Below are 12,862 nucleotides of genomic sequence, written 5' to 3'. Positions count from 1 at the left end.
TTTGATAGATTCTGTTCACGTCAATCGATGTGGGGGGATGACGTGGCTCGTTGACGACGGTTGGCTTTTCGACCGCTCACTCTTTGTTGCCTGCTTTTCAATGCTTCGTTTGAGCTATCGACCTTTTCCGCCTTCGATAACCAAGCCGCGAGTAAAGCCGGAGAGGGGTAGGCAAAAAGGTCGGTAACCGATAGCGGCATCGCCAGTGAATGTAAGGCGGTGTGTAGTTGAACCAGTTGCAAAGAGTTAGCCCCCGCATCAAAGAAGTTTTCTCTTTCGCTGATCGGTACATTCACAATCTGCTGAAACTGTTCGCGAATGGTTAAAATGGTTACCGGGTCGCCGCCGACTGGGGGCAAGATCGCTTCGTGGTTATCAAGCTTGCTTGGGCTGGGAATCAATCGAGTTACCCCTTGCGGTGCGGGAACCAGCAAGTTTAATGGCTGTGACCAAGACTCTGGTTGAGTCGCCAGCGTTTGCAACAGAGAGAGGTACTGGCTGAACATCTGTTCCAGTAAGGGCTGAGGCAATAATTCCTCGACGGCATCCCAGTTGAGGCAGAGTTGTCCTGAGGACTCATAGACTTGGTGATCCAACCATACCTGAGGGGTTTGTGATAGACCTCCTACCGGTTTAAGCCAACCCGAATCAGAGAGGAAATCGCGCTCAGAAGTGCCCAAGGCGCTGGTAAACACCACCGGCATAGTGGCGCTGGTACGCTGCTGCTGACGAGCCAATTCACGCATCACCCACACCGCAGAAACTTGGCTGTGTTTGAGATCGTTGACCAGTTGGTGTTGTAGACGCTGCAGGCTCGCGAGCCAATGCTGATCAGGCTGCCATGCGAGCAGCAGTAGGGTGGTGAAATCGCCCATGATCTGCCCAATATTTGGATGGACATCAGGTCTATCAAATAAAGTGAGGTTGAGGGTGAGTGCTTGCTGATCGCTCCAAGCGGAGAGGACACTGGCATATGCATTGATCAAGAGAGCCGATGGTGTGACTTGGTGTCTGGCGGCCAGCTTTTTCAAAGCTTGCCACTCTTGTGGAGACAGTGAGCCTGCGGCACGAATAAACTTAGGCTTGTGAATCTGGTTTGGATCACTTTGCAGAGGCAAAGCCGGGGGCGCAGGCAGATCGGCCAAGCGCTGCAGCCAATATTTTTTCGCCGTTGAACGTGTTTGCTCGGTGACCGCTTGTTGCTGCCATTCAACATAATCTCTAAAGGTGATCGCAAGCTCTTCTAAAACAAGATCGGGATTGTGATAGAGCGCTTGCAGCTCAGAAAAGAAGATCTGCATGCTCAAGCCATCGAGCATCATATTATCGAGATTGACAAAAATGCGCGCCTCGCCGTGGGAAGCGCTAACCGCCTCAACCGTAAACAGCGGCCATAGCGCACTATTTTTTACCTGATGGGCTAATGCATCACGCAGGGCATTGGCTTGAAAACCATCAATATCATCCAATAAATGACAAGTCAGCGTAAAAGCAGGAACCTGAATCAAAACCTGCTGTTGATGATCACGCACTACGGCACGGAGCATATCGTGGCGCTGGATTAAGCGATTCATCGCTTGGTTAAAGCGCTCAACATCCAGTTGTTCAGCTCGAAACTCAATAAAGAATTGAGAGCTTATTTCTCCAAGTGCAAACCCAGATTGACGACCAACCCAATAGGCTTGCTGCACTTCCGTCATTGGGAAAGGCAGAAAACGCCGGCTGGGCTGTGCGACTAAAGGAGCAAGCGGGCTTGATTCATCAGCCGTCATTTCAATTAAACTGGCGGCGAATTGTGACAAAGTGGGATGGCTAAACAGAGCGGTTAAATCCGCCTGGTAACCCTGTTTGCGTAATTCCCCCATACAACGCGTTGCCAGTAAACTATCCCCTCCGATCAGGAAGAAATCACTGTCAGCTTGTAAATCTGAGCGATGAAATAACGCCTGCCAGACTTGAGCGACGATTTGCTCTTTGGTGGTCCGTACGGGTTGAGATTGTTCTTGCTGACGGCTGGTATCACGAGTGGATTCCATTAACGCTTTTCTATCGACTTTGCCATTTGTCGTGAGTGGCAGAGATTCAACAAAGGTAAAGCGTTTAGGCACCATATAAGCCGGTAGTAGTGAACTGAGTTTGGCGGATAATTGGCTGCTATCAGGGCTGAGCAAGACACGTTGATTTCTGAGCACATAAAGTCGTTGCTCTGTGGCCAGTGCCTCATGTTGTAAGTACAGTTTGGCGAGCTCAAAGTGGGTTGCGAGCTGCTGGTCCGATAAAAGAGTCGGGGCCTGTTGTAAAACCTGAGCACTGATCAAACTGGCTTCAGGTAAGCTTGCCATCTCATTGACCAACAGCATGGCTTCCGGCTTGAGTAATCGGGTGCTGTGTTGCAAATAGTCAATAGGGTTGGTTTGGCGGTGCAACACATTATTGAGTAGCACTACGTCAGCTTGCCCAACAAGTGTATCCAGATGAGTCAGTGAACCATGTTGGATTGTGACATGGCTAAAACGTTGTAAACGTTGTGCGGCACGTTGGGTGAAGCTTAATGAAGAGTCTAAGGCATAGTAATACAACTTTTCAGGACCGAGCGCAGAGCAGATATGCTGTGCCAACAAGCCACTGCGCGCTTCGGTTTCAATCAAGACGATTGGTCTGCACAGTTGCTCTGCCAAGCTCGATATCGCCTTGATTGTGTTTGACAGCAAGGCTTGAAACGCTGGCGTTTTGAAGAGCATCACCTCAGGCGCAAGATCTGTCTCCAGTATCACAGAAGGGTCTGCTTGGCCGGTGATGATTTGTTGCAGCAGTGGGCTGACTTGAGAAAAATTTGTGCAAAGTGCGCTGGTCTGTGGTTGTGCACTAGATTGAGAAACGAGCTGATAATAGTGTTCAGCGCCTTGTTGCTCGGTGGTGGCGTAACCTCTAGAGCACAGTAGTTGCCACCACTGCTTAAAGAGTTCTAAATAGGGCGTACAGACACCATAAGATTGGGCGAGTTTGGCTAAAGATTGAGCTTGCAGGCTATTGGGCAGCGTCTGTTGTAAATGCAAGGATAAGAAATCCGCAACCTGAGATCCGGTGTCCTCAATGTCGGCATTAGGCTCTATTTCGAAAAGCGTTGCATAATCTTGTGGCAGCCGTGGGTCGGGTTTTAATTGCGAGCAGAGCGCGGTTCCTTCGAGCACCACCACACATTCCAGTTGTTTATCTCGGCTGCCGGCGAGTTCAGTGGCCAGAGTGACGCCATGACGCACACCTTGAATACGATTCAAGGCTGCATCAATCTCTCCCAGCTCAATGCGATGGCCCCCCACTTTGACTTGGTTATCCTTGCGGCCAAGGAACTCAAGAGTGCCGTCAGGCCAATAACAGCCCATATCTCCTGTACGATACCAACGTTGGATTTGATGGCTATCTAGACAAACAGCATGAACAAATTGTGCTGCTGTGCGCGCTTCATCATTCCAGTAACCTTGAGCCACCCCAAGACCCCCAATCCAAAGTTCACCTTGCACCCAATCAGGGCAGTCTCGGCCAGCCTCATCCACCACTCGATAAGCTTGATTGGTCAATGGGTAGCCATAAGGGATGGATCGCCAGTGCGGTTCAACGTGATTAACCAGATATTCGTTTGACCAAATCGCCGCCTCCGTTGCGCCGCCCATGGCACTGAAGGTACCGAGCGGACGGAAAGAGCGGTAGCGGCCGGGTAGCGAGAGATCAATCCAGTCACCAGAGAGCATCACTGTTCTCAGTTGTTGCGGTGTGTTGAATTTCATCCCCTCGCAAAAAGTGAGGAACATGTCGAACAGTGCAGGCACGCTATTCCAAAGCGTGACACTATGCTGCGCGACCAGTGAATTCCAAGCCATAGGATCACGAGTTTGCTGCTCTTTAGGTAGCACTAAGGCTCCGCCGGCCGATAACACGCCGAAAATGTCATAAACCGAGAGGTCAAAATGCAGTGCAGCAACGGCGAATATTCGATCGGTATGGCAAACACGATGACGTTGGTTTATATCAAGACAAGTATTGAGCGCAGATTGGTGGGAGACCACCACCCCTTTCGGTGTCCCGGTTGAGCCGGAAGTGTAGATAATATAAGCCGCTTGCTCGGGTTGACGTGAGTATGGCGATGTCTCAAGAGCAATATCGCCATGGGTTTGCCAATCAATGTGAGTGGCTGAGCTCCATGCAAACTTTTGCGCGCAGGTCTCACAGCGCAGCACAATGCGTACATTAGCACTCTCTTCAATCGCTTGACGACGGCTAAGAGGCTGGTTAGGGGCAATGGGGACATAAACACCACCGGCGTGCAAAATAGCCAAGACGGCAACGATTTGTCCAACCCCTTTTTCCATACTGATGGCGACATGCTCACCATTTTGCATTCCAGCGTTGAGCAGTGTCTGGGCTAGCCGTTTGGCTTGGCTTACCAGATCGTTATAACTTAGCATTTGTTCCGCAGTGATAAGGGCGGTGTTGCTTGGGTTGGCTTGCGCTTGCTCAAAAATTCGCTGATGCAGTAAACCCTGAGGCGGCTCACTAGAGGTCTGATTACGTTCAGCCCGGATTTGGCGTTGGCTGGTTGGAAGCAAGTCTGGTAACGGTGACCGCCATGCTGCTTGTCCTTGTAGTGTATGCTCAACCAACTGAATAAAGGCGCTAAACAGCGTATCCAGCAGACCTTGCGCAAACAGTTCATCCACCCCATCCCATTGCAGTGCAATACCGTCACCTTGCTTAAACGCGACAAAATCGAGCCACACTTGTGGAGTTTGTGAAATTCCCCAACCGAGTTCACCCAGTTGGCTATGGGTATCATCACCAAATAGTGAATGGTGAAGATTACTGGTGAATACGATAGGGGCTCCGTAAGGATGGCTACCATGGCGTTTTAACTCACGCAACACCTCAACGCCAGACACAAAACGGTGTTCATAAATCTCGGCAAAACGCTGTTGCTGGGTTTGGCAAAGCTCAGCCAGACTGGCTTGGTTAATCTCGGTTGGTAAGAGCAGAATGTTAGTAAAGTCCGCGAGCATCTGCTGGACATGCTGGTTAAATGGGTGACAGTCAAATAAGGTTAGATTGAGCAACAATTGGCTTTGCCCACTCCAACGTGACAATACTGCGGCAAACAAAGTGGCAAGAGTCATAGTCGGTGTGACTTGATTGGCGGCACAGAGCGTTTGCAGTTGTTGCCACTGAGTTGGATTTAACCAATGTTTACGCCGATGGAAAGTTGGTTTTTTAACTAAGGATGGGTCCTGCACTAAGGGTAAGTTGGGCGCAGGCGGCAGCAGAGACGATTGCGTTTGCCAAAAAGCATTAGCCGCCTTCTTTTGCGCGGCAAACTCTTGCTGTTCCTGCTGCAAATAACTGCAAAAATCATAATCGGAAGTATGAGTAGGCAAGGTTTTGTTTTGCAAGAGTAGCGAGAGTTCATTGAAGAACAAGCTAAAGCTGGAAGCATCCATTACCAGCAGATCAATGCTGACATACAGACGCTGCCGCTCATGAGTGAGTAAGGCAATTTGAAAATCGAAGGTTTGCCCATGTTCTACATCCAACATTTGATGACTCAATTGTTCACGAAGTGTGAGCATGGCTTGTTCAGCGCCATCATCGGTTAAATGGCGTAAGTCGTGCACCGTAATATGGTATGAGGCGCTAGGCGCTTTCCAGCATTGAGTACCATCATTGTGGAAATGCACACAGAGCATGGGATGGCGCAGACGTAATTGATTCAGTGCCTGTTCAAGCGCGGAGATTTCAAGGCCGAGACCATTAAACTCCTGATACAGATGACAACCATTGCCACCTAAGGCTTGTTGCTGATCACGGCCAATATAATAAGCCAGTTGTACCGGGGTCATTGCAAAGGGTATTCCCTCTTTCATGGTGGGTAACAAGTCAGGCTGGCGTTGTTCACGGACCGCGCCAGTATTACTCGTGAGATTACCCGCGAGCTTGCTTTGAATAAGCTCACCAATTTGTGCCAATGTTGGATTTTGGTATATTTCTTTTAAGGTGAGTTTACAGCCGGCTCGGCGGCATTGACTTACCATGCGCATCATCAGCATCGAATCGACCCCCAACTCAAACAGATTGTCTGTTGTACTGATCGTGTCAAAGGCGAGGCCTAATGATTGGCAAATGGCCTCTCGAAAAGTGGATAAAATCAGGTGTTGTTCTGACATAAGACATCATACCCCGGCAAATTTTAGGCAAAACGCTCCCGCCTGATGAACCGTGCCATCATGCAGAAAGTGGATGGAATAGCCCGCGTTACCGCGGGCGAAGTTTAGAAATTAAGCGTGTTCAGAGACATGGCAAATATCCTTATTGCCTAGCCTTAGCTGGTAGGCGTGAAATTGATAGAGTGTCAGCAGGGCGCAGAGGGTAACGACGAATGTCAGCAGGTAATGAACTTGGTAACCAAATTGAGCAATCACCCAGCCACACAGCATCGCCATTAGTATCGCGATCAGCATGTCCATCGATTGGAAAAGAGAGAAATCAACGCCTGCTTGATGACCATAGGACCATTCCATCATTAGGGTATACAGCGCAACAAATTTGGCGGCAACCAGAACCGTATTGAGTACATAGAGCCCCTCTAGACCGTAGGTGAGCGGTATAATGTGTGCTGCATAGAAAGTGAATCCACTATATATCAACGCCTCCAACCCAAGACAAAAGAGAACAATGCTGATGGCGCTCACTTTTTTCATCAACCAACCACTTAGCCCAATCCCGATAAATGCGGTGATAATACCGCCACCAGCAACCAACAAACCAAGTGCCTCCAGTTCAATACCGTGATCGTATAAAAAGGGCATCATCATGGATTGCACCCCCCGAGTGCCTAACTGGCAAAGCGCGACTAATCCTAACCCCAAAGTTACCTTGGGGTTAGTAAGGGCTGATTTCAGGGAGGGGCGGTGCTCACGATGAAGGTTTTGTGCTGTTTTCAGTTTGCCAAATAAAGAGGCAGTTGGTAGCGACATGAAAAGGAGCAATGCCATCAGTAGCAGAATGGCATTTTGCCAACTGACACTGGCAGTCAGGTAAATGAATAAGCCGCCACCAAACACGGCGCCCAGATAAGCTCCACCCACTTGCATCACATTGCCAAAACGTCTTTGATCGGCAGGTAACACATCAACCGCTAAGCCATCCGTGGTGATATCAGCAAAGGTTGAAAGTAAAGCCAACGTGAGTACACCAACAAATAACAGCGTTTGGTCACTGATCACGGCGTTAAATGAGAAGGCTCCCAAAACCAGCAGCATACCTGTTTGCGCCAAGCCAATCAGGTAAGCGTGACGAGTCAAAGTAATGCCCTGTTGTCGAATGCTCTCCACATACGGTGCCCAAAGAAATTTCAGCGCCCACGGCAGCATGGCTAAGTAAAAAAGACCAATTTGAGAGGTAGAGACACCTTCTGAACGTAGCACTGCAGGGAGACCCTGCAGTGTAAACATACCAATCAGGCTTTGGGTGGTATAAACCCCCGCTAACAGACTGAGTAAAGAAGCTTTGCTCAGCGTAGAATGTTTGGCTGTTTGAAAACTCATCCTATTACCACTCAAGTTTGATATTGAGTCCGACTTCACGGCCGACCCCATAGTTACTCAAGGCGACGCTGGAGTTTGGCATTGCGAACGAATAGGTTTTGTATTCTTGCTCGGTCACATTATTGCTAAACAGTCGCATCGAAAGGTGCGGGTTTACTTGGTACTGAATGGCTAAGTCGACTAAGGTATAACCCGCTTGCGACAAGGTATTTGTTTCATTGAAAAAGACGCTTGAGGTATAGCGAGCATTCGAGGAAAGGGAGACTGCACCATTAAACCAAGCTTGTGGTAATACATAGTCTATCCCCGCCACCAGTGTTGTTTTAGGTGCGTACGGTAGTGTGTTCCCCTCAATATCGTGATTCCCCGATTTGAAGCTTGACTCACCGAAAGTGCCGCCTAGATTCAGGGTTAAATCATCTGTGGGATAGAAAGCGAGCTGCAGCTCTAAGCCTCGGCTTTGCGCTTCCCCTAAATTGCGCAGCACTTGGCTACCAGGATTCCCAGTATAGAGTTGAATATCATCCGTTTTTATCCAATACAGATCCCCACTCAGGTCAACCATATTGTTAGCTAAGCGAGTACGCCAGCCCAACTCTCCATTGAGGGATTTCTCTGCGCTGTAGCCATTTTTATCACCGCTACTGCGTGGCTGTAAACTGAACCCCCCAGGGCGATAGCCGCTTGATATTGAAGTAAATATCCGAGAATTCGGCGTGATTTGCCAACCTAAAGCGACCTTGGGTGATAGGGTGTTTTCTGATTTATTTTGCGTGTAAGCATCAATCATCCAAGACGGATTACCGCTATAATCGGCGCGAGTCGAAAGGTGAGTGGCACGCAGCCCTAAAGTGAGGTCAATCTGTTCATGGAGCGCATAAATGGCTTGACCAAACAGAGTGTATTGAGTTGCTTCAACCTGATTGGTGACTTGAGAGCCTACGCCAAGTTTTGCATCGAAGTCGCGCTGTTCAAAATAAGCGCCAAGTAGCGTAGATAAAGCATCGCTGACTTGCGTATTGGCACGTAGCTCTTGGCTAAAAGTATTTTGGTCTTCTTGCCAAGCTCCTCCAATAAACTGACGATAGATGTTACGGTTTTGATAAGCCGTAACACTGGTCAATTGAGTCTCACCTAAATCGTAACCCATTTGCAGCGCATAGCTGTTAACGATGCGTTTGAGCTGAGGGATCGCTTGGCTCGTCATTTTTTGATCAAATTCAGCTTGGGTGAGATACCACTCTTCATGGCTATCCAGATTGCTATTGGCGACTGATAAGGTCAGAGTGAACGGCGAGTTGTGTGGTAAATAGTGTAAGCGAGCTAACCCACTGAATTGTTGACTATTATTAGCATCTTTCTGCTGGCTCGGTAGGTGTTCAATGTCGCCATTGTCTTTGATTACGCGCAGTGCGATATCGGCGGAAAGCGAGTCATTGAGTGAGAGAGCTGCCGAAGCATTGAGTTGCTCATTGAGGTTACTGTAGCTCGCGCTAGCAACGGTTGTGTTCTGTCCAACGGTTTTTTTGGTGATGATATTGATAATACCACCTTGAGCATTACCACCGTACAAAGTGCCTTGCGGGCCTCTTAGCAGTTCGACGCGCTCAACATTAACCAGTGGTTGAGTTAAAAAGGCGCTGTCTTGCAACACACCATCAACATACAAGCTAATAGTGGGGGAATAATAATCCGGTGAACTGATGCCACGAATCGTCGTGTTGGCATAAGTACGATTACCGCGAGTTTGGATCAATAGACCCGGGAACACTTTCTCCAAGTCTTGAACTTGATCGACTCCGGCTTGCTCAAGCTCTTCTCCTGTTTTAATCAAAACCGAACTGTCTATCTGTTCAAGAAGGGTCGACTGCTTGCTCGATTCTACCACCATGGCATCATGGCCACTTTCGAGTGCGAAAGCGGTTGAAGTGAACATAGTTAAGGTCATCGCTAAAGTTAATGGTGAAAGTTTAAGGCTGTTCCTATGCATCGAATCTGTTTCCTGTGGTATTCATATTGAACTTATAGTGCCGATTCTGTCTTTTACCTGCTAACTGAATAAGGCATAAAAAGAGCGTGAATCGACGTTTATGATTGTTATTTTAAACAAGCTTGAATAGAGCGGGTCGTCTACTTTTTAACTTAATTAAAATTAAGTATTTAATTTTGTTGGTTTTTATTTTATTTTCTGGTTTTGTTATAGATGAGTTTCAAACAAATAACTGTCAAAGTGATAGCTGGTGGTGTTGGGCCAGAAATAGAGGATCGCCGTATGGCTTATGACGGTTTTTGGACCATCTTTTTAGGCGTGAGAGCACCCTGTTATGCTAGGTATTTGGATGGCGTACAACCGAATTCTTTTTTAAAAGCGGCGGAAAAATGTCCATGATTGGAGTAACCCACCTCATGAGCAATATGCGAAATAGTGTAGATTTCTGCGCTGAGTAGTTCAGCCGCTTTTGTCATTCTTTGCTGAGTGATGTACTGATGAATGGTGGTATTTAGTTCTTTTCGAAACCCCTGTTTGAGAGAGGTCTCATTGGTTCCAATTCGTCGAGCCAGTTCGGTAATGGTGGGTGGCAAAGTGTACTCACTATCAAGAATCCCCATCGCTTTTTCTAGGAGATTGTGATTATCGCCTTGTTGTTGAGTGCTGTCATCGCAGACTAGATATCGGGCTGCATCACTGATGAATGAGTAGCAAAGCTGGCGTTGAATCGCGCTGTTTTGATTATGGGTCTCTGAAAGTTTTACGGCCATAAATTGCAACGCAGCAGAAGCTGTTCTGATTAGGAAAAACGGCTCTCGACGTCCTAACTTATCTGCTAGTGGCTCACTTATTTGCATGACGTTGATGTACTCAAGCAATAGAAGTCTTGGGACTTGCAGTGCAAATAACTGAGTGATTTGCGGCTGATAGCGACAGAAGCCATGACGTGTATCGGAATAACAAAGAGCAATAGTGTTGGCCGGAAAAATCTTTGCCGTATTTAAGCCATTAATTTGATAGTAAACCGCATTCCCTAAATTCAGCATGATCGTCACACTGTCGTATTCGGTTTTATCGGCTGTATCGAGTTGGGTAGGTGTTTCAAACCTTCCCTTAAATTGGCTCATCACCATGTCATCATTGATCACACAGCAACGTAACGAAAATTCGCAATGTTCATGCTTAAAAACGATATTGCCATTGGTTTGCATGGACTCTTCCAGTAAATCCAAATTAAATGGAACTCGATAGTAAGGCATAGTGAAATCACGTCCGATTGGTTTTATGAGAAAAGTTATCATTATCATGATTATCTGTCTAGGGAGTGATTGATGATGGCTATTCAACTGTTCAACAAAAAAGCGTATTCAACAAAATGCGCATAAAAAAGGCACAAGATGACTTCACCAGCACGACTGCTGTTCTGTTAGGAAAGAGAAACCTTGACTGGTTTAAGCTTTATTTATCGATATTTTAGGGACGTTGACGATGTTTCCGATATTGTAGAGGGTTCTGCCCAAAGTGTTGTTTGAATAGTTTGCTAAAGTGAGAAGGGCTGGCATATCCCACTTGATAAGCGATGTCGATAATCGGGCGATCGGTCTGCTCTAATGATTCAGCTGCTATTTTCATTCGTGTGTGTTGAAGAAGTTTGGAAAATGTCGTATTAAAAAGCAGTTTAAAACCGCGTTTAAAGCTGGTTTCATTCGTGCCTACTTGCCGACAAAGCTCGTTTAAGCTCCAATTTTTTTCTGGTTCTGAAGCAATCATCGAGTGTGCTTTGCGTATCCGATTTAAGGTTCGACTGGAAAGGGATGAGCACTCACTGTCTTTTTTGTTGCTTTTTATCATCTCAAGCTGGCTGAGTAGTTTGGCCAAACATTGATAAGCCTGTGAGACGGCATACAAGCTACCGGCACCCGTTTGGTTGGTTAAGCCAGTTTGCAACTGGTTAATAAATTGCTGAATTTCAACACTGGTATCAAAGACAAAACGGCGTTTTTCCGTTAAAGGATTAATACCATTGTCACGCAAACTCTCACTCATTTGCTGGTAAATAGTCGCGAGAAGTTGGCAGTCAAAGCGCATATCGGCAATCTCGACGTAACTCTCTGTTTCACTAATGAATACATCGTTAAAGGTATTAACTGAGAAAATCAGTACACTTTTTCCGTTGTGTAAACTGATGGGCTCATTATCATGACTGTACCAAATGAGCTGCTCGCCTTTAATTACGGTCAGTAAACGTAAGCAGTATCGTTCAGAGTGAGTGTTCGGTTCATACGAGGTACAGCCGCCATATCCCGATAGTGTATGTATATGGCAGCCAAGGCATCCCCCAAAAGATTTACAGGCAAGCGGTTGTCGCGGAGTCGGCACGCTTGACTGATGGCTTAGGCAACGTTTCGGTAAGCGTATGGATGTGGAGTTTGGTTTTAAATCAACACGATTCATTTTAGATACCATTCAAAAATGCGTGGGTCGGATTTGCCCCTAGTGTTTCGTCTGTGTAATGAAAAGCGTGCCACGCAAAGAAGTCATGAGTTCTATCGAGATCTCTCATCGTTATTATTATTCGTTTTATAAAACTGAAAGTTATTTTGTGGCGTTTTATGATTACCGTCTGCTCAATTTGGAAGTGATTTTTCATGATTAGGAGTCTGAATTGAGTAGTGGACTGACGTGACTATGCTTCAAGATCGAACAAATTAAGGAACCATGTTCGTCCTCAATCTCTGCCGTCTTCTATACTATGGATAGAAGTGTCATTTTTTAGGGGAAGAAATGCCAAGTAAATTCAATACTCTGATAGGAGTTGTATTGCTTTCTCCTACCTTGACTTTCGCCAAGATCAATATGGCTGAAGTGAATGCCTATGCTTACGAAGGATTGGCGGATATGTGTGCCAATTCGCGCTCTATCTCCAGAGATCAGCAGAAAGAGATGCAGGCTATCTACCTCAAGATCAAAAATTAGCGTAAAAAAAGCTTACCCGCCGATGATGATTTTGCCCATTATGCTGCGAAACAGTTGTGGGACATCCATAGTACCCCCCACTACGAAGAGTGTATTGCGCTGTTAAAAAGAAAATAATTGCCTAGCAAGAAAAAAGCCGCCAAAAAATAGGCGGCTAAAAGTGTGCAAGCAAAGGTGTTGTTCAAGTCGAACCTGTCGTTCGCTACAAACAATAGACTGAAAAGGTGCGGTGCTCAACCCTGTCGTTCATGAAATGAGATTTGCAACAATGTGCATATGTAATTGTTGCATGTATAACTTGCATGGG

5 protein-coding genes and 1 pseudogene are annotated in these 12,862 nt (G+C 46.8%); 1 reads left to right on the top strand and 5 read right to left on the bottom strand.

Annotation, left to right across the window (positions count from 1 at the left end):
* Window positions 1–20: 20 nt before the first annotated feature.
* The 5 genes from VOR_RS0100480 to VOR_RS0100460 all read right to left on the bottom strand — a co-directional run bounded on the left by VOR_RS0100480 (window position 21) and on the right by VOR_RS0100460 (window position 12,033).
* The gene (locus VOR_RS0100480; protein WP_010317034.1) at window positions 21–6,209 is read right to left on the bottom strand and encodes a non-ribosomal peptide synthetase; all 6,189 of its coding nucleotides are present in this window, start codon (window positions 6,207–6,209) and stop codon (window positions 21–23) included.
* Window positions 6,210–6,320: 111 nt separating this feature from the next.
* A complete protein-coding gene (locus VOR_RS0100475; RefSeq protein ID WP_010317032.1) occupies window positions 6,321–7,589 on the bottom strand; it encodes an MFS transporter in 1,269 nt (422 codons plus the stop codon).
* Between the two features lie 4 nt (window positions 7,590–7,593).
* Window positions 7,594–9,537 carry a TonB-dependent receptor gene (locus VOR_RS0100470; RefSeq protein ID WP_033197367.1) on the bottom strand — a complete coding sequence of 648 codons (1,944 nt, stop codon included), beginning with the start codon at window positions 9,535–9,537 and terminating at the stop codon, window positions 7,594–7,596.
* A 374-nt stretch (window positions 9,538–9,911) separates the two neighbouring features.
* Complete coding sequence (locus tag VOR_RS0100465) at window positions 9,912–10,790, bottom strand: helix-turn-helix transcriptional regulator (RefSeq protein ID WP_017044472.1); 879 nt, start codon at window positions 10,788–10,790, stop codon at window positions 9,912–9,914.
* A gap of 262 nt (window positions 10,791–11,052) precedes the next feature.
* Window positions 11,053–12,033 (bottom strand): helix-turn-helix transcriptional regulator, encoded by a 981-nt coding sequence (locus tag VOR_RS0100460; RefSeq protein ID WP_010317027.1) that lies wholly within the window; start codon window positions 12,031–12,033, stop codon window positions 11,053–11,055.
* A 330-nt stretch (window positions 12,034–12,363) separates the two neighbouring features.
* Here VOR_RS0100460 and VOR_RS18620 point away from each other — a divergent pair.
* Window positions 12,364–12,672: pseudogene (locus VOR_RS18620) on the top strand (hypothetical protein).
* The last annotated feature ends 190 nt before the right edge of the window (window positions 12,673–12,862 follow it).

Origin of the sequence: Vibrio ordalii ATCC 33509, assembly GCA_000257205.1 — a bacterium.
Lineage (GTDB): Bacteria > Pseudomonadota > Gammaproteobacteria > Enterobacterales > Vibrionaceae > Vibrio > Vibrio ordalii.
Note: the sequence above shows the minus strand (reverse complement) of the source record. Positions and strands in the feature narration are given on the sequence as shown.

Bases quoted from the DNA above. Each gene is read 5' to 3' on its own strand.
- VOR_RS0100460 (WP_010317027.1), bottom strand. From the start codon at position 12,033: ATGAATCGTGTTGATTTAAAACCAAACTCCACATCCATACGCTTACCG.
- VOR_RS0100465 (WP_017044472.1), bottom strand. From the start codon at position 10,790: ATGCAAACCAATGGCAATATCGTTTTTAAGCATGAACATTGCGAATTT.
- VOR_RS0100470 (WP_033197367.1), bottom strand. From the start codon at position 9,537: ATGACCTTAACTATGTTCACTTCAACCGCTTTCGCACTCGAAAGTGGC.
- VOR_RS0100475 (WP_010317032.1), bottom strand. From the start codon at position 7,589: ATGAGTTTTCAAACAGCCAAACATTCTACGCTGAGCAAAGCTTCTTTA.
- VOR_RS0100480 (WP_010317034.1), bottom strand. From the start codon at position 6,209: ATGTCAGAACAACACCTGATTTTATCCACTTTTCGAGAGGCCATTTGC.